Below are 24,598 nucleotides of genomic sequence, written 5' to 3' on the forward strand. Positions count from 1 at the left end.
TGTGAAAATAAGATATATTTAGAGTGGTAACGCGTTTTGAGCAATACGCCTCTATACGGAATATTTCGTATAGAGGCTTTTTTGTTTATACAATTAAATTTTAGAAAATTAATTATAGGAGGAGTTTAATATGAATAAAAAAACTTTTTACATTACTACACCAATATACTATCCATCAGCTAAATTGCATATTGGGAATACTTATACTACAGTTGCAGCAGATGCATTAGCTAGGTTTAAACGATTAACTGGGCATGATGTATTATTCTTAACTGGAACAGATGAACATGGGCAAAAGATTCAGAGGGTAGCGGAAGAAAAGGGATTAAAACCTAAAGAGTATTTAGATAATATGGTTGACAGCATAAAAGAATTATGGAAATCAATGAATATAAGCTACGATAAATTTATAAGAACTACAGATGATTATCATATAGAATCTGTACAAAAAATATTCAAAAAGTTATACGAACAAGGAGATATATACAAGGGTGAATATGAAGGATGGTATTGTACACCTTGTGAATCTTTCTGGACAGAATCACAACTAGATGATCACAATTGTCCTGATTGTGGAAGGCCTGTAGAAAAGACAAAGGAAGAAGCATATTTCTTCAAGATGTCTAAATATGCAGATAGACTAATTAAATATATAGAAGAAAATCCCCATTTTATACAACCAGAATCAAGAAAAAATGAAATGTTAAATAATTTTTTAAAACCAGGGTTGCAAGATTTATGTATTTCAAGAACCTCATTTGACTGGGGTATACCTGTAAGCTTTGATAATAAGCATGTTATATATGTTTGGATAGATGCTTTATCTAACTATATAACAGCATTAGGATACAATAGTGATAATCAAGAACTATTAGAAAAGTTTTGGCCAGCAAATGTACATTTAGTTGGAAAAGATATATTAAGATTCCATACAATATATTGGCCTATTATGCTTATGGCATTGGGAATTGAACTACCAAAGCAAGTATTTGGTCATGGATGGCTTTTAGTTGATGGTGGAAAAATGTCTAAATCAAAAGGGAATGTTGTGGATCCAGTTGTTTTAGTAGATCATTTTGGTGAAGATACAGTTAGATATTATCTTTTAAGAGAAATCCCATTTGGATCAGATGGATTATTTAATAACGAATTATTCATAAAGAAAATAAATTCTGATTTAGCAAATGACTTAGGAAACTTACTTTCAAGAACTGTAGCTATGGTACAAAAATATTTCAACGGGATAATGCCAGCACCTATAGCCAAAGAACCTATTGACGATGAACTTATAAATTTAGCTTTAGATACTAGAGAAAAAGTTGAAAATAATATGGAAAAATTAAAAATACCAGAAGTATTAGATGAGATTTGGACACTTATAGGAAGAGCAAATAAATATATAGATGAAACGACTCCTTGGATACTTGCTAAAGATGAAGATAAAAAGGACAGACTAGGAACTGTATTATATAATCTATCAGAAACTTTGAGAATCATTTCAGTTCTTATATCTGCATTCATACCAAAGACTAGCGAAAGAATAAATGAACAATTAAATGTAGATTTAACTACTTGGGATAGTATAGCTTCCTTTGATGGCACTAAGGCTGGTACAAAAGTAGTAAAAGGTGATGCATTATTCCCAAGAATAGATGTAGAAGCTAAAATTGAAGAACTTAATAGTCTAAAAGAGAAGAAGGAAAAGAAAGAAATTAAACCTATAAAAGAAGAAATAACTATAGACGATTTTGATAAAATTGACTTAAGAGTAGTAAAGGTAATTTCTTGTGAGCCAGTAAAAGGTGCAAAGAAACTTTTAAAATTAAAAGTGGATTTAGGTGGAGAAGAAAGACAAGTAATTTCAGGAATTGCTCAATATTATAAACCAGAAGAACTAGTAGGTAAGTCTGTGGTTTTAGTTGCAAATTTAAAGCCAGCAAAATTAAGAGGAGAATTATCCCAAGGAATGATATTAGCAGCTGCTACAGATGATGATAGTAAGTTATTTACTGTGAGTATTCCAGGTGAACTACCAACAGGAAGTCAAGTTAGATAATATCATAAATAGCTTATAAGTAATAGCTTATAAGCTATTTTCTTCACGGAAATATATTTTTAATATAATATGAATAAAAAATAATTATATGGTAATATTATGTAATAAATCTCTTTTACCATAAGTTATAAAGGTTGAAAGGAAAATGAAAATGAAAATATTTGATTCACATGCTCATTATGATGATGATTCATTTAATGAAGATAGAATAAAGGTTTTAGAAGAACTAAAAAATAATAATATTATTGGAGTGTTAAATTGTGGTTCTTCCTTTAAAGGAGCTGTAGATTCATTAAATTTAGCTAAGAATAATGATTTCTTTTATGCTGCTGTAGGAATTCATCCTGAATATGCTGATACGGTAGATGAAGATATGTTAAATGAAATAAAAAATATGACTTCTTATCCTAAAGTAAAAGCTATTGGGGAAATAGGACTAGATTATTACTATGAAGATAATCCACCGAAGGAGGTTCAAAAAGAAGCATTTATAAAGCAAATGAAATTAGCAAAAGAATTAAATTTGCCTGTGGTAATTCATGACAGAGATGCTCATAAAGACATTTTAGATATAATAAAAATGTTCCCAGAAGTATATGGGGTAATCCATTGTTTCTCGGGAAGTGTAGAATTTGCAAGAGAATGCTTAAAATTGGGTTACTATATAGGATTTACAGGTGTTGTAACCTTTAAGAATGCTAGGAAAACTTTAGAGGTAGCAAAAGAGGTTCCTATAGATAAGATATTAGTTGAAACGGATTGCCCATATATGGCACCGGAGCCCCATAGAGGAAAACGAAATAGATCAGAGTATATAGAACAGATTATCAAAAAAATAGCTAAAATTAAAGAAATATCAGAAGAAGAGCTTAATAATCAAGTAATATTAAATACAAAACATTTGCTTAATATAAAATAATAATATAAAATATACGTAGTATTTTTTATGCTACAAACATATAATTAATTAAAACAAAGAACATATAGCAAATAAAGGGTAATAACATTTTAAATATAGAATAAATAATATCCACCTTAGACCATAAGAATGTTAAATTTTGCAATTATAAATTATTTATAATTTTATGCATATTAATGCATTTTATATTAAAAATTATATTCAAATTTGACAAAATCGAAAATGACATTTATAATTGACGAATGTTTATTGGTTTTGCCAAGGGAGGTTTTTTTGGTGGAAGAATGTAAGAAGTCTATCAACAAATATTTTTTAAATGGAAATAAAGCAGTTTTTATTGCAATTCTTGTACTAGTAACAATATCAGTACTTGTATTTAGCACAAAAAAGACCCTTTATGTAAATGTTGATGGAAAAGAAAAAAAGATAATTACATTTAAATCTGATATTAAAGATGTATTGTCTACGAATGGTATACAGGTAGGACCCAAAGATAAGGTAATACCTAAAATTGACAGCGTAGTAAATAATGGCGATAAAATATATATAAAAAGAGCAGTTAATGTTCAGTTAGAAGTAGATGGTAAAAGATTATCAATAAAATCTGCAGAAGATAATATTAATGAAATGTTAAAAGCAGAGGGTATAAAAATTAAAAATGAAGATAAAATTTTACCTTCTAAATCAGAAACAGTAAAAGATGGACTCAAAGTGGCTATTGTTAGAGTAGATTCAAAAGTATTAAAAGAGGTAAAGTCAATTAACTTTTCAACAGTCACAAAGCAAGACAATAATATAGGACAAGATGAAAATAAAATTATCCAGGAAGGAAAACCTGGTGAAAAAGTTATAACAACAAAGGTAACTTATGAAAATGGTAAAGAAGTTACTAGAAGGGTTATAAGCGAGGTGGTTACTAAAAAACCAGTGGAAAAAATCGTGGCTATGGGCAATGTATCATCATATACTCCTTCAAGAGGAGGGAATTTTCAATATGCTAATGCTATGAAAATGAGAGCTACAGCTTATACTTCAGATTATGAATCTACAGGCAAAAATCCAGGAGATCCAGGTTTCGGTATAACAGCTACTGGAACTGTAGCAAAAAGATCTCAGGGAGGATATAGTACCATAGCAGTGGACCCAAGAGTAATTCCTCTAGGAACAAAGGTATATGTAGAAGGTTATGGATATGCTATTGCAGAAGATACAGGAGGAGCTATAAAAGGTAATAGAATAGATGTCTATCTTTCTAGCAATAGTGAAGCAAATAACTGGGGAGTTAAATGGGTAAATGTATATATATTAAAGTAGACAAGTAAAAGGAGCCTAAGGCTCCTATTTTTCTATTTGTACATAAGTTTAGGAGATGGTTTTGTAATGATTAAAGAGGTTATAGTAGTAGAAGGCAGAGATGATATAACTGCGGTAAAAAGAGCAGTAGATGCAGAGGTTATTGCTGTAGGTGGTTTTGGTATAAATGCAAAAGTTATAAATAGAATAAAAGAAGCACAAAAAAGGCAAGGGGTAATTGTGTTTACAGATCCTGATTTTGCAGGTGAAAAAATAAGAAAAATTATATCAAAAAGAGTTGAAGGAGTAAGGCATGCTTATATATCTAAGGGAGAAGGCTACAAAGATGGAGATATTGGAGTTGAAAATGCATCACCTAAAGCTATAATAAGTGCTTTAAATTCTGCAAAGTGTAATGTTAAAATAAAAAGAGAAGAGTTTTCAATACAAGATATGATGGTATATGGATTAAGTGGAGCTACGGATTCTAAGGAAAGAAGAGATAAACTTGCTAAGGTTTTAAGAATAGGATATTGTAATACTTCTCAATTTCTAACTAGGTTAAATAATTATGGAATAACAAGAGAAGAGTTTCTAAATGGAATAAGAAAAATAGATGAGGAGAGTAGTTATGGGAAAAAATAATACTAAGGATATTGTTAATAAATATAACTTTAGTTTTACAAAAAGTTTGGGACAAAATTTTTTGATAGATGATGGAGTTATAAAAGATATTGTAGAAGGTGCAAATATAGAAAAAGAAGATGTAGTTATAGAAATAGGACCAGGATCAGGAGCACTAACAAGAGAATTGTTAAGTATAGCCAAAGAAGTAATAGCTATAGAATTAGATTCAGAATTAATACCTATATTAAAAGAAGAATTAAAAGAATATAATAATTTAACTCTTATTAATGAAGATGTGTTAAAAATTGAACTCGATGAAATAGTATTAGGTAAAAAAAATTTAAAATTAGTTGCCAATCTGCCATACTATGCAACTACTCCCATTATAGCTAAGATATTAAAGCAAGGAGTAAATTTTAAATCATTAACAGTAATGATACAAAAAGAAGTTGGAGAGAGAATGTCAGCTAAGCCTAAAGCTAAGGAATACGGCTCTTTGTCATTACTAGTTCAATATTATTGTGATATAAACATTATAAGAAGAGTTTCACCATCTAGCTTTATACCTAGGCCAAAAGTAGACTCTGTGATAATAAAATTAGATAAATTACAAAAACCTAGAGTAAGTGTAAAGGATGAAGAATTATTTTTCAAAATAATAAGGTCTGCTTTTAATATGAGAAGAAAGACTATGTGGAATGTTATAAAGAGTTTAAGTAATTTAGATAAAGAAATAATAGAAAAGGCTTTTCGGGTTTCTAACATAGATCCTAAAAGAAGGGGAGAAACTCTATCTGTAGAAGAATTCGCTATCTTATCCGATAGTTTGCATGAATTAATATAAAAATTTTTATTTTTAAGTTCTTGTTCACTTTTTGTATTAATACTCATATATTATAATGAATAAATATATGGGGGTACATCAATTGGCACAAAAAAAGAATTATAGCAGGTATTTTATAATATTGCAGGAAGACGAAAAAGGATATGCTTTGGCCTCTGACAAATTGCCTACTGGTTATGTTAAGCTAGAATTAAAGAATGACAAATGTAAAGTTTCCTACTATGTACAGAACCTTAAAAAAGAAGATGCTCCTTATTACATGGTATTAATTTTAGGTAAAAAAGGAACTAATAAACTAATAAGAATAGGTGAACTGAACATAGATGATTATGGTAGAGCAGACGTATCCTACGAATATAACAGCGACGATATAGCAAATACTCAATTGCCTATAGACAATATATCAGGGGCAGTAGTTGCAAAAATACTAGATAAAAACATAATACCTGTTTTAAGTGGATTTTTAACAACAGACAATTTGAAGTGGAGAGAGTTTGAATTATTAGAATCAAGCGCTAATAAAGACAAAATTAAAGCTGAAGAAAAGAAAGAAAAAGAGGCTAAAGAAGTTAAAAAAACTAAAGAAGAAATAAATGTATTTGATAAGTATGAAGAACAAATTGAAGATATCAAAGCAAAAGATGTCAAAGAAGAAAATAATAAAGCTAAACTACAAGAGACAGAAGTGGAAACATTTAAAAAATCGGAAGTTCAAGAAGAGGATATAAAAGTAGTGGACTTAGAAAAGGATACAAAAGTAGATGATTTAGAAGATGATGTAAAAGAAATAAAAACACAAAATAATCAGGAATATAAACCAAGAAAAGATTACTCGCAAGAAGTTAATAAAAAAGTATATGAAACTGTGGAAGATGAAAATAGTGAATCAGACAATAGAGAGAATGAAATATTTATAGCAGATACACATAATAATCATACTGATTATCCTACAGGAGAAACAGGAACGTTCTTTAGAGGCATAGCTAAAGATTTTAAAGATGTTTCTAATACAATAGTGGATATAAAAAGATGTAAATGGTATAGAGTACCGGTAAATAGTATTATGGATATGTATTATATAGGAGATTATAATAAATATACTACGTTTTATTATCCTATGATTAATTATTATAAATATATTGAAGCATATAATCATTTTATAGTTGGATATAAATTTGATAATGAAGGAAAAATGAAATATTTAATATATGGTATACCAGGTACTAAGAAATTAAAGCATCAACCATTTAGAGGGAAAACAGGATTTGTAACTTGGGTTCCTTCAAAATCTAAAGAAGATAATGTTAATGGATATTGGCTAATGTTTTATGATTTCAAAAACTCTACTATATTAATTCCTTCAAAAAAATAGGTGTGCATTGCATACCTATTTTTTAATATTATTTAACCTTCTATCATATATTTAAGTATTAGAATTTTTAGGAGGTGAGTCCCTTTTGAATAAGTCAATTTAAAAGGGGTTAAATGAAAATCATATTTATAGATAAGAAAAAGACCACAGTATTTATAGTTATATTAATTTTAATGAGCAGCATGTTTGTTTTTCAGAAAATAATAAATAACAGCATGAGAATGACTTCATTAATGCAAAGTAATATAAAAAACTTAAAGGAATATAAAGCTTTAAATGGAGAAATAGAATATGGATTGCCAGAAGATTGGATGACTGAAGAAAAAAAATTTGAAGAAAGTGAGATTATATACCATAATGAATTTCAATCAATGGATTTAAAAGTCCATGGATTTATACAAATTTGGGATATCAATTATAATATAAAAGAGTTTTTAGAAAATAGTAAGGCTATATCAGAAAAGCAAAATAAAATATCTGATTATGTTATGGAAAATATAAAAATAAATAATAATCTTACTTACTCTATTAATTATACTATATGTAATAATCAAGATAAATTTTTTAGGTGTTATGAATATTTTCTGAATAAAGACAATAAGATAATTAGATTTTCTTTTTTTGTACAAGAAGATAAGTTTAAAGAAAATATGCCTACTATTTTTAAAAATATAGTTTCAACTTTAAAATATAATAAAAATTAAATATAATTATTTTACGTATAAACAATATAGGAAAACATATATGATATAATAGTATTTATAAGATACATTTGATAAACAGGAGGAAAACACAATGAAACCAGTGTTGTTTGAATTATTTGGACTAAAAATATATGGATATGGTGCAATGATAGCTTTAGGAATATTGGCAGCAGTAATATTATTGGATAAACGATCAAAAAAAAGAGGATATAATGAAGATCACATATTTAACATGGCTATTGTGGGAATTATTGGTGGAATATTAGGGGGAAAGCTACTTTATATAATTGTAGATATAAAAAATATAATAGATAATCCTGAGATTTTAAAAGATTTAGGCAATGGATTTGTAATATATGGAGCTATAATAGGGGGAGCTATTTCAGTATATTTATATTGTAAGAAAAAGAACTGGGATGTTTTAAAAATGCTTGATTTAGTGGTACCATCAGTAGCACTAGCTCAAGGGTTTGGAAGGATAGGATGCTTTTTAGCGGGATGTTGTTATGGTAAACCTACAAAGTTACCAATAGGAGTTATGTTTACAAATTCACCCTTTGCTCCATCAAATATACATCTACATCCTACTCAAATTTATTCATCTATATTTGATTTCTTATTAGCGTTTTTCTTGCTTTGGTATAGTAGAAAAGCTGAAAAATCGGGAAGAGTATTTTCATTATATGTAATTATATATGGTGTAGGTAGAGTTATAGTTGAATTTTTAAGAGGAGATCCAAGAGGAAATGTATCTATGCTATCTACGTCTCAGTTTATAAGTCTATTTACTATTATTATAGGGATATTTGTATTTAATATAGATAGATTTAGAAAACAATAATAAATTTAACGGAGCTGGAGGAAAAAATATTGTTTAAATGTGATAGACATAAGAAAAAAGTTTATTTTCTTCTTTTTATAGCCTTTAGTATAATTTTTTCTGGTTGTTCTACTTTAGATAAGTTAAAGGTATCTTTTCGTATGAAAAATAACGATTTTGAATATATAAAAGAGAACAAAATAAATAAAATTATAATACAGAACACTAGGGATCCAGGATATAGATTTATAGTTACAGATAAAAGAGCTATAAATGATCTATATGATATACTTTCTAAAGCAAAAGAAGTTGACAAAGAATCAGAGCTGAAACCAGATTACATCTTTGAAATGCATGAATCACATGATAAAATTCATAAATTCCAATACATTGTAGGATTAGATAAGAAAAATGGTGGAAATTTATATGGTGATGGAAAAGTGTATATAGTATCTAAAAGAATAGATAATGATATAATAAAGAGCTTTTGGGATGTAAGAATTCCTAAAGATTTTACAAGTATATATTATGATTCTATATTAGAAATTCTTGATAATTATTTAAAAGATAATAAAGGAACAAATAAAACTATAGGAATAAATTTAGATGATGATATTGAAGTAGGAAAGTTTATTTTATCTAAGGATTTGGAGGAATTTAAAAATAGACTAAAAAAATACAAAGGAGTATACTTAGTAGAGGAAGATGATTCTAAGTATGATGTAGTAATGACGTTAAAAACTCAAGGCTATAGAAGATTATTATATAAATCTAGTGCAATATTTCATGATAGAGTAGATAGAAATGATAAGAATTATTATCTTAAAGCAGAATATGAAAATAGGTCATGGAATGTAGAATGTTTTAATAAAAAGCCTGACAATTTTTAACGTAAGCAAAGGAGGATTTTTAATGAGTAATTGTGATAGTTGTCCAAGTAAAGGAAAGTGCGGCGAAAATAAAGAAGCCTGTTCAAAAGTAGTACCTAAATACGGAAATATAAAACACATAATTGGAGTTATAAGTGGTAAAGGTGGCGTAGGTAAATCTACAGTAACCGGAATACTTGCTACAAAGCTTAAAAAAGCTGGATATAAAGTTGGGGTATTAGATGCTGATATAACAGGACCATCAATGCCTAGATTTTTTGGCATAAATGAAGAAAGAGCATATGCTATGGAAGGTAGAACTAGAGAAGAGGTTAAATTTTTACCGGTAGAAACATCATCAGGTATAAAGGTTATGTCTCTTAATTTATTAACTGAACATGAAGAGGAACCAGTTATATGGAGAGGACCAGTTGTTACTGGAGTGCTTACTCAAATGTACACAGATACAGACTGGGGTGAACTTGATTATCTTCTTATAGATATGCCACCAGGAACAGGAGATGTAGCACTTACAATTATGCAAAGTATGCCTGTGGAAGGTATGGTAGTTGTTTCAACAGCACAAGATATGGTTTCTATGATAGTTAAAAAAGTAATTATAATGGCGGAAAAATTAAATATAAACGTTTTAGGTGTAGTAGAAAATATGTCTTATGTGAAATGCAGTTGCGGGGAGAAAATAAATTTATTTAGTAAAAAAACTGCTAAAGAACAAGCTGAATATTTAGAAGTACCTTTAATATCAGAACTTCCTGTAAATCTAGATTTAACAGAAAACATGGAAAAAGGTAATGTAGAAAATTACATTGCAAGTTGTGAAGAGTATGATGAACTATTAAAAGGTTTCATGAATCAAATAAAATAAAGTATAACAAAGTTGGTGAAAATTATTTACCAACTTTGTTATTTTTTAAATACAGTTATAAATAAACGAAACAAGGTAAAAATAATAAGGAAAATATTTATCAAGGAGGAAATACAAATGAAAGCATATGTAGATAAAGAAGCCTGTATAGGATGTGGGTTATGTCCGTCAGTAGCTTCAGAGGTATTTGAAATGGATGATGATGGGAAAGCTAAAGCAATAACAGAAGATGTTCCAAAAGGATCAGAGGATCTTTCCAAAGAAGCAGAGGCTAGTTGCCCTACAGCTGCTATTTCCGTAGAAGAGTAGAAAATTTAAAGGTGCCTTAACTTAAAGGCACCTTTAATATTTTATGAAACGTTATAATGAGATTTTCTATTTATAATTTTATATAGGTTTTCAACAGGTAGCATGTATAGTATTACAACGCATATAAGAGCATTTACAGATAAAAATGATCCATTATAGATTAATGAATACAAATAAGGAGACATAGTTTCAGGTGCTGTACTTCCCCAGAAAATCACTCCTGCAATAAAGTGGAAAACAAATCTTCCGAATATGGCTACTATAGTTGCTAGAATCTTATTATTTCTAAAATATCCTGCTAATCCAAGAGCCATAAAAGGTAATGGATAGTCAAATAAAACTTGAAGTGGATGAAGTATATATGGTCCTAGTATCAGTTTTATAAGACCACATAAAAAACCAGTTAAAAAACCTACTTCAGGTCCATATAAAAGTGATATTAATATAATAGGAACCATTGCACCTAGAGTAACTGAACCTCCGTTTGGAAGCTTAGTAAGCTTAAACATATCTAATATAATAGCTAAAGCTAAAGCTAGTCCTATGCTAGAAATTAATGATGGAGTTAGTTTTATTTTTTTAGATTTTAATAAAACTATTACAATCAACATTATACCCAGTAATGTTAACATAGAGTTAGGATGATTAACTATTTCTAAAAAGTTTTTGCCTAAAGATAATAAATTCATTTAATAATACCTCCTATTTTGTGCTTGAAGGGTATAAATAAAAAAAAGCATTCCTGAAGGAATACTATATAATAGGCTATATCTATAAAAGGCTTCCCTACGCTAGAATTATCTAGTTCAGGTACAAGGGTTAATGAATTGATCATAAATAATTCATTTCTCAGCTCTTATATAGCACCCCTAGCACTACATTTATTAAGTTATACAAGTTAATTATAGTATATGTCCATAATTATTGCAAATGAAATAGTGAAGTAATTATTTTTGTTATATATTCTGTTAAGCATATTGAAAATAGAAATAGTACAGGAAAATTATATCTTTGTTGTCCCTCAAAAGCAAAACTTATTAATATAAAAAATATAATATTAAAAAATAATATAGATTTTTTATATTCCATTGTAATTGTTTTTTTAAATAAGCATACAAATATATTTTTTAAATTAAATAATATATATATAAAACCAGAAAAACTTAAAATATAAATATATTTATTAAAAATCCAATAAAGAAAATCATTTTTTAATAGCTTAGAAAAATTATTTTCTTTTGGACTATTCATTGCCCATTCATATATATCTCCACATCCATTAAAAAATGTATTATTCACCCTGGTTATACCAAGATGACTAAATTTTAATGGATGATTTAATATCCACTTTATTGCCTCTTGTTTAAAAATCTTATCTAGTTTAGGGGTTAGAAAGATTTGGCTTTTTTCATCTTCTAAAGGAGTTCTATATTTAAAGCCAAGTTCTAGAAATTGAGATTTTACTTCATCAGATACATCTACAGCAGATACTGGCATCCAAGCTCCTGTAGTATTATTATCATTATTATTGATAAACAATACATATCCTCCATTGTAAGATACAGGTATAAACATATTAAATTTTTTGTAATTTCTATATGTCCATGGAGAAATGGTTATGCATAAAAATATATAAGTTATAATAATAAGTTTAAGTGATTTCTTTAAATTTTTGTTTTTTAACCACTCGGTTAAAGCTATTATAAGTGGATAAACTAGAAAGAACGGTTTAGTTAATGCAGCTAAACCAATTAAAATTCCTATACTAATATACTTAATATAATAATTAAAATTACATATTTGCAAATAAATAATAATAGAAAGTATGCAAGTTAGCAATACTTCGGAGCCTAAGACATTATTATATGCAATATAGTTAGGAATAAATGCTATTGCTGTATATGATAAGTATAAGGAAAATTTGTTTTTACATAGTTTCAATAAAATAAGAAAAATAACTATCAAATTTAAAGATGATAGCATAACATTTAATATTTTACCTAGAAATATATTATTAGATCCTATAAATCTATAAAAATATCCTAGAAGCATAGGATAACCCATTCCTTGAAATGCTATAGGCCTTCCAAGATATGTATGACCATTTTTCATAAAAATGTTAGTCGCAATTTGTTGATATATAGTAAAATCAGACAATGGTTCACATGGGATATTAATGATAAACCATATTCTTACACAAATCGCCAAAGTTGTTATTAATAAAAAATATGCATAGTGCTTATTTCTTAAATTTAACATAAATAAAACCCCCTTTTTAATTGAGAAAATTATTTTAAAAGAGACATAATAATATCAGAAAATAAGTAGTTTGTCCATAAATCATATGAGATTAAACACAACAAATTAACCAATGTAATATTATCTAAAATAGTAAATTGAAATTTACCTTTTTTTAGTATTATCAAATCTACATTTGTAAAATCATCGCAGAAGGCTACGCCCAAAAATTTGGGTGGTTATGGAATATATTGAATAATATTAACTAAAGATAATAATTGAAGATTAAATCTTATAGTAATTTAGGTACTTATTTTAGTAAGTGCCTTTTTTATGTCTTGATTTAAAAAAATTTATATATATTTATAGAATAGTATATAAAAGTATACTTTCAAAAAAGTTCAACTCTGGTATAGGTATAAGAAAAAGATGAATGAAAAGATAAGTTATATTAAATAGATTTAACACATATAATATGTAATTTTGTAAGTTGATTTTATGATATTCACATAGTATAATTACCAAAGTATATACAATATATTGTAGTTAGGAGGAAACATATATGCTATATGTTGTAAAAAGAGATGGGAGAAGGGCTTCTTTTAATTCTATAAAGATAGCTAATGCAATTAAAAGAGCTTCAGAAGAAATAGGCTTTGAGTTAAAAGAGAGCGAATTTATGAACTTAACTCAAAATGTAATAAAAGTGTTAGAAAAATCAGTTAAAGATGAAATTACAGTTGAAGAGATTCAAAATTTAGTTGAAAGAACTTTAATGGAAAATAACTATAAAAACATAGGAAGAGCCTATGCCAATTATAGACAGGAAAGAACTAGAATAAGAGAGATAAAGTCAGATTTAATGAAAGCTATAGAAAAAATAGGAATTGAGACAGATAGAGATAATGCTAATGTTGGTAATAACTTCTCGTCAAAATTATTAAGAATAGCTAGCGAATCTAATAAATGGCATAACTTGTTTAATATGCCTAAACATCTAGCTAAAGCTCATGAAAATGGAGATATATATTATCATGATTTAGATAGCTATAACCTAACAGTGAATTGTTTACATATACCTACTAAAGAAATTTTGTCCAAAGGGTTTAACACAGGATACGGATTTATAAGACCTCCTAAAAGAATAGAATCTGCTTGTGAATTATCATGTATATTATTACAATCAACTCAAAATGATATGTTTGGTGGACAATCTCATCCAGACTTTGATAATGATATGGGATACTTTGTTGAGTCCACAAGAAAAGAGATAAAAGAAGGATTAAGAGAGATCGGGTTAGAAGAACAAAAAATTGAAGAGATATGTGAGAGAAGATTAAGAAAAAGTATAAGTCAAGCAATGCAAGGGATAGTATATAATCTTAATACTATGCATTCAAGAGCTGGTTCACAAGTGCCTTTTAGCTCAATAAATATAGGAATACCAATGTCAGAGGATGCAGCTTTAGTTTGTGAGTTATTCCTAATAGAATATGAAAAAGGATTAGGTAAAGGAGAACAGCCAATATTTCCTAATATAATATTTAGAGTAAAGGATGGAGTAAATAAGAAACCATCAGATCCATACTACAATTTATTTAAATTAGCTTGTAGAGTTGCTAGTAAAAGAATGAATCCTACTTTCATGAATATTGATGCAGATTTTAATTTGGAATATTATAATAAAGGATACTTACCTGCTACCATGGGATGTAGGACTAGAGTACAATCTAACATAAACGGAGAACCTGATGTTAAAGGAAGGGGAAATATAGCGCCAACTACAATTAATTTACCAAGGTTGGGTATTATATCCAAAGGAGATATAAATAAATTCTTTGAATTATTAGATAATAGGCTAGACATGGTAAAGGAAGCATTACTACATAGATATGAAATATTAAAAAGACTAAGAATTAAAGATTTACCTTTTGTTGCAGGACAAAATTTAATGAAGGGATCAGAGAATTTACAGCCAGAAGATAGCATAGAACCTATTTTAAGGCAAGGGACTTGGGGTATAGGATTTATAGGATTAGCTGAAACTCTTAAGGCATTAATAGGTAAGCATCATGGAGAGTCAGAAAAAGCTAGAGAACTAGGACTAAAAATAATAAAGCATATAAGGGAATTTACTGATAAAATCACAGAAGAGACAAAGTTAAATTGGTCTTGCTATGCAACACCAGCAGAAGGATTAAGCGGAAAGTTTATAGTGCAGGATAAGAAAATATTTGGTGAAATTAAAGGTGTAACAGATAAGGAGTACTATACTAATAGTTTTCATATACCAGTAGGATATCAAATATCAATAAAGGCGAAAATAGACATAGAAGCTCCGTATCATTCCATTTGTAATGGAGGTCATATTTCCTATATAGAACTAGACGATTATCCAACAGATGATATAATAATGGATATAATAGATTATGCCTATAGTCAAACTAATATTAATTATTTAGGAATAAACTTTCATATAAAATATTGTAAAAATTGTGGTACTTATATAGATAACCATGAGTCAAGTTGTTTTCAATGCGGAAGTAAAAATATACAAGGAGTATCAAGAGTTACAGGATATTTAAGCTTAGATGAAAGATTTGGAGTTGGAAAAGCAGGGGAAAGAAAAGATAGATTATCACATACAAATGGTAAAGCATTTTATGAAATGAGGTAAGAAAATGAACTATCTTCAAGTTGCAGGTTTTTTAGATAATTCACTAGCAAATGGTAAAGGCTTAAGATCAGTATTATTTTTATCAGGCTGTAATCATAAATGTAAGGGTTGCCATAATCTCATCATGCAGGATTTTAAATATGGTGATAGAGTAAAGATAGATGAAATAATGGACAGAGTGAAAGGAAATATTCCCATTATAAGAGGAGTTACTTTTTCTGGGGGGGAGCCATTAGAACAAGCGGAAAATTTAGCTAGATTAGCTTCAATGATAAAAAAAGAGAATCTCAATATATGGTGTTACACAGGATATGAGTTTGAATATATACTTGATAATATGAATAAAATAAATGGATGGAAAAATTTAATTGAAAATATAGATATATTAGTTGATGGAACTTTTCAAAAGGATAAAAATAAACCTAAGCTAAAATATAAAGGTTCATCCAATCAAAGAATAATAGATGTGCAAAAAAGTCTCATAGCTAAAAAAATTATATTATATATTGTATAAAAAGTTGAATAAAAATATATTGATATATATAATAAAATTAATTAAAACATTCATATTGAGGTGAAGTGATGAAAAATTTAGATGGAATAGAAGTTTGTGAATGCTGTACTATTCATGAAGATTGTGTAGAATGTGTAAAGAGAAACATGTTAGATGAAGAAACTTTTATGAAACTATCGGGTTTATTTAAGGTTTTAGGTGACTACACTAGAATAAGAATAATATATGCTTTATTTAATAAAGAACTTTGTGTTTGTGATATTGCCGAGGTATTAAACATGAGTCAATCTTCTATTTCACATCAACTAAGAACTTTAAAAGCAGCTAGATTAGTCAAGTTTAGAAGAGAGGGAAAAACAGTCTTTTACTCTTTAGATGACAAACATATAAGTGAACTATTTAAGTCTGGACTAGAGCATGTTAAACATGAATAAAAGTATATTTAGCAATAAGAATAAGTCTAAAGATATGCACAACTAAAACCAATTGACATAACTAAAATCTTTTGTTATAATATTCTCAAAAGATAAATAGTGTACGTTCTTATGTTTGTATGTAAGTTAGCGAAAGCTGAAACTTATATACATAAATGTAAAGAAGCCGGATTTTTGTTGTAAAAACAATAATCTGGCTTTATTTTTTGAGGGGGTTGATGCTTATGATTACAAAGGACAGTGTTATAGGAGTTTTAGATTCAGGAGTAGGAGGACTTACAACAGTAAAGGAACTTCAAGAATTATTACCGAATGAAAATATATACTACTTTGGTGATAATAAAAATGTTCCTTATGGAAATAAGACACAGGAAGAAATTATACAGTTTACTAGAAATATGATAGAATTTTTAGTATCGCAAAATGTTAAAGTAATAGCTGTTGCTTGTAATACCATTTCAACTATTATAGACAAGATAAGTGGAGATTATGATGTTAAGATAATAAAAGTAATAGATCCTATAGTAAACAATATAAAGAATATTCAGAAGAAACATAAGGTTGGGTTAATTGCAACAAGCTTTACCATAAGTACCAAATACTATGATGAAATGTTAGGAGATGTAAAGGTTATTGGGAAGGGATCACCAGAACTTGCAGCAATAGTAGATAGTGGAGAAATAAATGAAAAGGAAGTTAAAGATATTATAAAGGTTCATATAGAAGATATTAAATCAAGAGAGAATGTAGATACAATAATATTGGGATGTACTCACTACCCTATAATTAAGCACTTTTTTGATGAGTGTTATCCAGATATAAACTTTTTAAATCCAGCACATCAACATGTTATTGCTGTAAAAGAATATTTAGAGGAAATGAATTTACTTAGAGAAGATAATAATAATAAATTTTTTAAGATTTTTACTACGGGAGATAAAGAAAAATATAGAATTATAATGAACATGCTTAAATTAGAAGAACCTGATGAAATAATATTAAAGTAGAAATCTTTTAAAAAGGAATTACTTCACTTTAGAAATTAATTTTCAAAGTGAAATAATTCCTTTTTTGTTTCAATAAAGTATAAATTAAAGTGAAATTATTGTATAATTTAGTTATAGAATAGTATTCACTATTATTTCATAAAGAATGGAGAGAAAAAAATGATTTATGATAAAAACACCATATATGTAACTGGTATGTCGAAATCTAATAATACGGATCCTATAACTAAAATGTATAATTCTTTCTTTATAGGACTTATATTAGATAGAAATACAGATATTATTGTAGATGTAACTTGTAATGCAATAAGCGATATAACTAATGATTTTATAAAAACTATTTTAGTAGATAAAAACTTAGTGGAAGATTTAAATAAAATAATACTAGAGATAAACGAAAGATTTTTAGGAACTTCTCAAAAGGCACTAATAGTTGCATTAAAAGATTGTTTTAATAAATATGAAATTTATAAACGAAAAAATAAATATTTTTAGAATGGGGTGTTTTCATGAAAAAATATAAAAATGCAATAACGTTTAGTATTATGTTTCTATTTTTATTGCTATTACCAATAGTATGTAAAGTAAAGGCAGCGGATGATTTTAAGATTATTCCAACTAAGCAAAATGTAGAGCAAAATAAAAAATGGATTATAAAATTTAATGATATTTTGAAAATCAGTACAGTAAATAATGATACAATATATGTAACAGATGAAAAGGGGAAAAGGGTACAAACTAATTTAGAAGTTGGGGCTGATAAAAAGTCTATATATGTATCACCTAAATCAAGCTATGAGTATGGAAAAACTTATTTTCTTATTGCTAATAAAGGAATTCAGAGGCTTTCTGGAAGAAGCATGGCTACAAATGTAAAAATGAAATTTATTATAAAAAACAATGGAGTAGTACCACCAGTAAATGGAGATAATTTGGTTGTATGTTTGGATGCAGGGCGTGGTGGCAGCGACAAAGGTAATGTAGGTTCAAGTGGATCATTAGAAAAAGATATAAATTTAGATGTAGCATTAAAAGCAGGATCTATTTTAGAGAATACAGGCATGAAAGTAGTTTATACAAGAAAAGATGACAATATTAAATATGAAGAAAATGATTTAAAATCTAGGTTTCAAGTTATAGATGTAACACCTGTAGATGCTATAGTAAGTATACACTGTAATATAGCAGCTAATAGTGATGCTACAGGAATAGAAACTTTTTATAAAGAAGGAGACATTAACGGGAAAAATTTAGCAGATAAAATTCAAGGGAAATTATCATATTATACTGGTATGAGAAATAGGGGTGTAAAAACTGGGAATTTCAAAGAAATATATGCAGTTGACGAACCAATAGTAAAAATCTTTTTAGGATTTATAAATAACCCAGAAGATGAGAAAAAATTAAATGATTCAAGCATGCAAGAGAAATTAGGAAAAGCTATAGCAGATGGAATTATAGATTATGCAAAAGGAAGCAGTAATGGAGGGAATAATATAACTATAGCTTCAGTAGAGGATATAATAAAGAGTGTATCTGAAGGTGAAAAATATAATTTACCTTCAAAAGTTAATGTTAAAACCATTCAAGGTGAATCTAAAGAAGAAAGTATAATTTGGAATAGCACAATTGTAGATACAAGTAAAGTAGGTACATATGCATATAAAGGAAAAGTAGAGGGATATCCAAAAGAAGTTATTTTAACATTGCTTGTTACAAATAAAGGAAATGGTAAACATATAGTTTGTATAGATCCAGGACATGGAGGTTATGATTCTGGAGCAGTAGGTCCTACAGGGATAAAAGAAAAGGATATAGCTTTAAAAGTAGCACAAAAAACAGGTAAGATTTTAGAAAATAAAGATGTTAAAGTAGTATATACTAGAACTAGTGATAAAGTATCATGGCCATCTTCTGAAGGATTAGATTTAAAAAAGAGAACAGAAATAGCAAACAGTATGAATCCAAATTATTTTGTTTCCATACATTGTAATTCAGCAAATAATATACCTTCTGCAAAGGGCACAGAGACTTACTATAGTAGAGGAAGTGTGTTAGGACAAAAATTAGCTACTAATGTTCAAAATGAATTAATTAAAAATTTAGGAACAATAAATAGGGGCACTAAAACAGCTAATTTTTATGTTATAAGAAACAGTAATTGCCCAGCAATATTGGCAGAATTAGAGTTTATTAGTAATACCGAAGGAGAACAAAATTTAAACAATGAAGAATTCCAAGATAAATGTGCACAATCAATAGCAAATGGAATTTTAAAATCTTTAGGATTATTAAATTAAATTGACAAGAAATAAACCATATAATATAATGTATTTTAATAGATTTTAATAATAATTTTATTTAAATGCTATGAAAAGGAAGAGTACTTAAAATAACCCTTGTAGAGAGTGAAAGTTTGGTGAAATTTCACAGGTGGAATCTTAAGGAAAATCGCCTTGGAGTAGATTGCTGAAATTTTAGTAAGTATATCCGTAATCCTGCGTTAAAGGATAGAACATGTTTGTGTTTGAGAAAGTTACACTATTTTTATAGGTGGTATAGCGAAGATAGACTTCGTCCTATTTGGACGAAGTCTTTTATATTATGAGAAAATAGTTTTTATGTAAATTTACTGACTATTATAATAAGTATATGACAAGAATAGTTTTAGGAGGGAGTTGTAAAATGTATAAAAAGATAGACGGTTCAAAAAGTTTTGTACAAATGGAAAGAGAAGTATTAGATTTTTGGAACAAAAATAACATAGTAGATAAAAGTTTTGCTTTAAACGAAGAGGGAGAATATTTTACTTTTTATGATGGGCCACCAACAGCTAATGGTAAACCCCATGTAGGTCATGTTCTTACAAGGGTTATAAAGGATTTAATCCCAAGATACAAGGTAATGAAAGGTTACAAAGTTTTAAGAAAAGCTGGTTGGGATACACATGGTCTTCCAGTAGAACTTGAAATAGAAAAGAAGTTAGGAATTTCAGGGAAAGAAGAGATAGAAAAGTTTGGAGTAGAAGAGTTTATAAAAGAATGTAAGGATTCTGTATTTACATATTCTAGCATGTGGAAAGACATGTCAGAAAAATTAGCATTTTGGGTGGATATGGAAAATCCATATGTTACTTATCATAATGATTATATAGAGTCAGTATGGTGGGCATTAAAGCAACTTTGGAATAAAGAACTTTTATACAAGGGACATAAAGTTATACCATATTGTCCAAGGTGTGGAACAGCACTCTCATCTCATGAAGTTGCACAAGGATATAAAGATGTAAAAGAAGCTACTGCATTTGTAAAATTTAAAGTAAAAGGAGAAGAAAATAAATATATACTTGCATGGACAACAACTCCTTGGACTTTGCCAAGTAACGTAGCTTTAGCTATCAATAAAAATTTTGATTATGTAGAAGTAAAAAATAATGATGAAGTTTTAATTCTTGCAAAAGAATTAGTAGATAGTGTAATAGACGGAGAATATGAAATAATAAAAGAATTTAAGGGAGAAGATATATTAGGCCTTCAATATGAACAATTATTACCATTCTATACTCCAGAAGAAGAAGCTTTTAGAGTAATTCATGGTGATTTTGTAACTTTATCTGATGGTACAGGTATAGTTCACACAGCACCAGCATATGGTGAGGATGATAATATTGTTTGTAAGAAACATGGTCTTCCTATGATAAATCTTGTAGATAAAGAAGGTAAGTTTATAGATTGTGTAGAACCTTGGAAAGGAATGCCTGTTAAGAAAGCAGACTCTAAAATTATAGAGTATATGGATGAGAAGGGAATACTGTATAAATCAGAAAAGTTTACTCACTCTTATCCACATTGCTGGAGATGTGATACTGCACTTTTATATTATCCAACAGATAGTTGGTTTGTAAGAATGACTTCACTAAGAGATAAGTTATTAGAAAATAATAATAAAGTTAATTGGTATCCAGACAACATCAGAACAGGAAGATTTGGAAAGTTCTTGGAAAATGTAATTGACTGGGGTATTTCAAGAGATAGATATTGGGGAACACCATTACCTATTTGGGAATGTGAATGTGGTCATAGAGAATGTATAGGAAGTATTTCGGAACTAAAGGAAAAAGGAATAGATGTACCAGAAGATATAGAACTTCATAAACCATATATAGATAAAGTTAAATTGAAATGTTCTAAATGTGGAAAAGAAATGAAAAGAACAAGAGAAGTTATAGATTGTTGGTTTGACTCAGGATCCATGCCTTTTGCTCAACATCACTATCCTTTTGAAAATAAAGAGGTATTTGAAAAAACTTTCCCAGCACAATTTATATCAGAAGCAGTAGACCAAACAAGAGGATGGTTTTATACATTAACAGCAATATCAACAGCAATATTTGATACAAATCCGTTTGAAAATTGTATTGTATTAGGACACGTTTTAGATAAACATGGGCTAAAAATGTCAAAATCAAAGGGAAATGTTGTTGATCCATTTGATGTTTTAGATAGTGCTGGAGCAGATGCTTCCAGATGGCATTTTTATACTGCAAGTGCACCATGGCTACCTACAAGATTTTCGCCTGAGGATGTAGAAGAAACTCAAAGAAAGTTTTTAAGTACTTTATGGAATGTATATTCTTTCTATGTACTTTATGCTGATATAGATAAATTTAATCCATTAGAATACAAAGATTTTGTAAGTGAAAATGTAATGGATAAGTGGATTGTTTCAAAATTAAATTCACTTATAAAAGATGTTGAAGATCATATGGATAGTTATAGAATAACTCAAGCTGCATTGGCCATAGAAGATTTTGTCGATGAACTTTCAAACTGGTATGTACGAAGAAATAGATCCAGATTTTGGAGTGAAGAATTAAGAGAAGATAAAATAGGAGCATATGTTACATTATATAAAGTTTTAACTACAGTAAGTTTAATAGCAGCTCCATTTGTACCATTTATAACAGAAGAAATTTATAATAATTTAGTTAGAGGATTAGATAAAAATGCTTTAGAAAGCATACATCTATGTAATTGGCCTAAATATGACGAAAACCTAATTCAAAAAGAATTAGAAAGAGAAATGGATGAAGCTTATAAAATAGTTAAACTTGGAAGAAGCGCAAGAAATTCTGTTAATATAAAGAACAGACAGCCATTATCTTCTATGTTAGTAAGCATTAAGACACTTCCAGAATATTATGGACGTATTATAAAAGATGAGTTAAATATAAAGGATATTATATTTGGAGCAGACTTATCTAGTTATGTTGAATTTAATATAAAACCAAACCTACCAGTGCTGGGTAAAGCTTATGGAAGATATATTCCTCAAATAAGAAAAGAAATTACTTCCATGGATCAAATGAAATTAGCTCAAAAGATAAAACAAGGAGAAAAAGTTATTATAAATATAGATGGAAATGAAATAGAATTAAATGAAGAAAATCTACTTGTAACAATGAAAGGGCTAGAAGGATTTGCTTTTGCAGGTGAAGGTAATATTGGTGTAGTTCTAAATACAACTATAACTGACGAATTAAAAGAAGAAGGACAATTAAGAGAAATTTTAAGCAAGATACAAAATATGAGAAAAGAAAAAGAGTTTGAAGTTGCAGATAGAATTAAACTATACGTATCTGGAAATAGGATGTTAGAAAGTGTTGTAGAAAAATTTGAGGATATTATAAGAAAAGAAACTATTGCAGAAGAAGTTATATATAACGAAGAGAGAGAATATGTTGATTGTAAAATAAATGGAGAAGATTTCAAAATAGAAGTAGAAGCTATAAAATAATAATATTTAAAGGACATTAGATATATTTAATGTCCTTTATTTAAATTATTTATATAAGTAGAAGTCTACTTTATAAATAATTTAAAATGCTGAAAAGGTTTGCTATTTTTTAGGCTATATCGTAAAATATAATTAGAAAAGAATGTAGTTTAAATAGAAAATAAAAGAAAAACTGTATTAGGAGTTGATAATATGCCAGCATCAATAAAAGATGTAGCAAAAGAAGCTGGAGTATCTATAGCTACAGTATCCAGAGTATTAAATGATATAGATGTAGTTAATGAAGATACTAAAAAGAAAGTTTTAGATGCAATAAAAAAATTAGGTTATAGACCTAATATAGTGGCAAGAAGTCTTAAAACTCAACGAACAAGTACAATAGGAATAATAGTGCCGGATATTTCTAATCAATTTTATCCTGAGATAGTAAGAGGAGCTGAAGATGTAGCTAATATATATGAATATAATATAATGTTATGTAATACAGATTTAGATACAGAAAAAGAAAAAGAATATTTAAGAGTTTTAAAAGAAAAAATGACAGATGGAGTTCTTTATATGAGTAATTCTTTAGAAAATGAAACTGTAGAATTAATAAAAGAATTAAGAATTCCTACAGTGTTGGTGGAAACAACAGATGAAAATAAAGAATTTCCAAGTGTAAGTATAGATAACAAAAAAGCTGCATATGAAGCAGTTAAATATCTAATAAATAAAGGAAATAAAAAGATTGCCTATATAGGACCTAAAGATGAGAAAAACAATGCTGTTGCACTTAGATATAAAGGATATAAAAAATGTCTAGAAGAAAATAACATAGAAATAAAAGAGTGTTTAATTTATAGGTCTGGATTGAAAGCAGGAGATGGATATGAAGCTATGGAAAAGATACTTAAAGAAGAATCCATAGATAGTGTGTTCTGTGCTAATGATGAAATTGCTATGGGAGCTATAAATGCCCTAAGAGATAAGGGGATAAATGTACCTGAAGATGTAGATGTAATTGGTTTTAATAATATATATTCAGCATCTATTTTTTATCCTAAACTTACAACTATATCTCAACCTATGTATGATATGGGATCTGTAGGAATGAGAATGCTTATAAAAACTATAAACAAAGAGCCATTAGAAAAGGAACATTATGTATTAAATTATAATCTTATAGAAAGAGATTCTTGTAAAAAGTAACAAGAATTTGTTAAGAACTATAACAAGATGAAAAAACACGGC

The 24,598-nt window shown here is 28.1% G+C and carries 21 protein-coding genes, 1 riboswitch and 2 other annotated features (1 of these 24 running past the window's edge); of the genes, 19 read left to right on the top strand and 2 right to left on the bottom strand.

The window, feature by feature from the left end:
* Positions 1-56: a binding site (T-box leader), on the top strand (it extends 189 nt beyond the left edge of the window).
* 74 nt (positions 57-130) lie between these two features.
* The 11 genes from metG to B5D21_RS11475 all read left to right on the top strand — a co-directional run bounded on the left by metG (position 131) and on the right by B5D21_RS11475 (position 10,699).
* The gene (gene metG / locus B5D21_RS11425) at positions 131-2,056 is read left to right on the top strand and encodes a methionine--tRNA ligase (protein WP_011098557.1); all 1,926 of its coding nucleotides are present in this window, start codon (positions 131-133) and stop codon (positions 2,054-2,056) included.
* Positions 2,057-2,201: 145 nt separating this feature from the next.
* Positions 2,202-2,975, top strand: a complete 774-nt coding sequence (locus tag B5D21_RS11430) for a TatD family hydrolase (RefSeq protein WP_011098558.1) — start codon at positions 2,202-2,204, stop codon at positions 2,973-2,975.
* Between the two features lie 273 nt (positions 2,976-3,248).
* Positions 3,249-4,289: a 3D domain-containing protein gene (locus B5D21_RS11435; RefSeq protein WP_035110905.1), complete on the top strand. Its 1,041-nt coding sequence runs from the start codon at positions 3,249-3,251 to the stop codon at positions 4,287-4,289.
* Between the two features lie 66 nt (positions 4,290-4,355).
* On the top strand, positions 4,356-4,913 hold the full coding sequence (rnmV, locus tag B5D21_RS11440) for a ribonuclease M5 (protein WP_035110908.1): 558 nt from the start codon (positions 4,356-4,358) through the stop codon (positions 4,911-4,913).
* Positions 4,900-5,739 (top strand): 16S rRNA (adenine(1518)-N(6)/adenine(1519)-N(6))-dimethyltransferase RsmA, encoded by an 840-nt coding sequence (gene rsmA / locus B5D21_RS11445; protein WP_035110910.1) that lies wholly within the window; start codon positions 4,900-4,902, stop codon positions 5,737-5,739. The genes rnmV and rsmA overlap by 14 nt, the downstream gene beginning before the upstream one ends.
* A gap of 82 nt (positions 5,740-5,821) precedes the next feature.
* Positions 5,822-7,111, top strand: a complete 1,290-nt coding sequence (locus B5D21_RS11450; protein ID WP_035110913.1) for a DUF7922 domain-containing protein — start codon at positions 5,822-5,824, stop codon at positions 7,109-7,111.
* 113 nt (positions 7,112-7,224) lie between these two features.
* Positions 7,225-7,815, top strand: coding sequence for a hypothetical protein (locus B5D21_RS11455; protein ID WP_011098563.1), 591 nt, complete (start codon positions 7,225-7,227; stop codon positions 7,813-7,815).
* A gap of 91 nt (positions 7,816-7,906) precedes the next feature.
* Positions 7,907-8,656, top strand: a complete 750-nt coding sequence (locus B5D21_RS11460) for a prolipoprotein diacylglyceryl transferase (protein WP_011098564.1) — start codon at positions 7,907-7,909, stop codon at positions 8,654-8,656.
* Positions 8,657-8,685: 29 nt separating this feature from the next.
* Positions 8,686-9,525, top strand: a complete 840-nt coding sequence (locus tag B5D21_RS11465; RefSeq protein ID WP_011098565.1) for a YhfM domain-containing protein — start codon at positions 8,686-8,688, stop codon at positions 9,523-9,525.
* 22 nt (positions 9,526-9,547) lie between these two features.
* Entirely contained in the window at positions 9,548-10,390 is an 843-nt protein-coding gene (locus B5D21_RS11470) for an Mrp/NBP35 family ATP-binding protein (protein WP_011098566.1), read from the top strand.
* Between the two features lie 117 nt (positions 10,391-10,507).
* Positions 10,508-10,699, top strand: a complete 192-nt coding sequence (locus B5D21_RS11475; RefSeq protein ID WP_023437083.1) for a ferredoxin — start codon at positions 10,508-10,510, stop codon at positions 10,697-10,699.
* 41 nt (positions 10,700-10,740) lie between these two features.
* On the opposite strand, the gene thiT is transcribed toward B5D21_RS11475, so the two are convergent.
* Both thiT and B5D21_RS11485 read right to left on the bottom strand, forming a co-directional pair.
* On the bottom strand, positions 10,741-11,388 hold the full coding sequence (gene thiT, locus B5D21_RS11480; protein WP_011098567.1) for an energy-coupled thiamine transporter ThiT: 648 nt from the start codon (positions 11,386-11,388) through the stop codon (positions 10,741-10,743).
* Positions 11,389-11,465: 77 nt separating this feature from the next.
* Positions 11,466-11,580, bottom strand: a riboswitch (TPP riboswitch).
* Positions 11,581-11,620: 40 nt separating this feature from the next.
* Positions 11,621-12,958, bottom strand: coding sequence for a membrane protein (locus B5D21_RS11485; RefSeq protein ID WP_011098568.1), 1,338 nt, complete (start codon positions 12,956-12,958; stop codon positions 11,621-11,623).
* Between the two features lie 541 nt (positions 12,959-13,499).
* Between B5D21_RS11485 and B5D21_RS11490 the strand changes: the two genes are divergently transcribed.
* The 8 genes from B5D21_RS11490 (at position 13,500) to B5D21_RS11525 (ending at position 24,556) form a co-directional block, all read left to right on the top strand.
* Positions 13,500-15,614: an anaerobic ribonucleoside triphosphate reductase gene (locus B5D21_RS11490; RefSeq protein ID WP_011098569.1), complete on the top strand. Its 2,115-nt coding sequence runs from the start codon at positions 13,500-13,502 to the stop codon at positions 15,612-15,614.
* Positions 15,615-15,618: 4 nt separating this feature from the next.
* Positions 15,619-16,128, top strand: coding sequence for an anaerobic ribonucleoside-triphosphate reductase activating protein (nrdG, locus tag B5D21_RS11495; RefSeq protein WP_011098570.1), 510 nt, complete (start codon positions 15,619-15,621; stop codon positions 16,126-16,128).
* 68 nt (positions 16,129-16,196) lie between these two features.
* Positions 16,197-16,562 (top strand): ArsR/SmtB family transcription factor, encoded by a 366-nt coding sequence (locus B5D21_RS11500; protein WP_023437087.1) that lies wholly within the window; start codon positions 16,197-16,199, stop codon positions 16,560-16,562.
* Positions 16,563-16,786: 224 nt separating this feature from the next.
* On the top strand, positions 16,787-17,569 hold the full coding sequence (gene murI / locus B5D21_RS11505; RefSeq protein ID WP_035110917.1) for a glutamate racemase: 783 nt from the start codon (positions 16,787-16,789) through the stop codon (positions 17,567-17,569).
* Between the two features lie 159 nt (positions 17,570-17,728).
* Complete coding sequence (locus B5D21_RS11510) at positions 17,729-18,064, top strand: DUF3870 domain-containing protein (RefSeq protein WP_052040423.1); 336 nt, start codon at positions 17,729-17,731, stop codon at positions 18,062-18,064.
* Between the two features lie 14 nt (positions 18,065-18,078).
* A complete protein-coding gene (locus tag B5D21_RS11515; protein ID WP_011098572.1) occupies positions 18,079-19,869 on the top strand; it encodes an N-acetylmuramoyl-L-alanine amidase in 1,791 nt (596 codons plus the stop codon).
* A gap of 61 nt (positions 19,870-19,930) precedes the next feature.
* Positions 19,931-20,154, top strand: a binding site (T-box leader).
* A gap of 100 nt (positions 20,155-20,254) precedes the next feature.
* The gene (gene ileS / locus B5D21_RS11520) at positions 20,255-23,365 is read left to right on the top strand and encodes an isoleucine--tRNA ligase (protein WP_035110918.1); all 3,111 of its coding nucleotides are present in this window, start codon (positions 20,255-20,257) and stop codon (positions 23,363-23,365) included.
* Positions 23,366-23,557: 192 nt separating this feature from the next.
* A complete protein-coding gene (locus tag B5D21_RS11525) occupies positions 23,558-24,556 on the top strand; it encodes a LacI family DNA-binding transcriptional regulator (RefSeq protein ID WP_011098574.1) in 999 nt (332 codons plus the stop codon).
* Positions 24,557-24,598 lie beyond the last annotated feature (42 nt).

It is taken from the genome of Clostridium tetani (assembly GCF_900167265.1).
Lineage (GTDB): Bacteria > Bacillota > Clostridia > Clostridiales > Clostridiaceae > Clostridium_G > Clostridium_G tetani.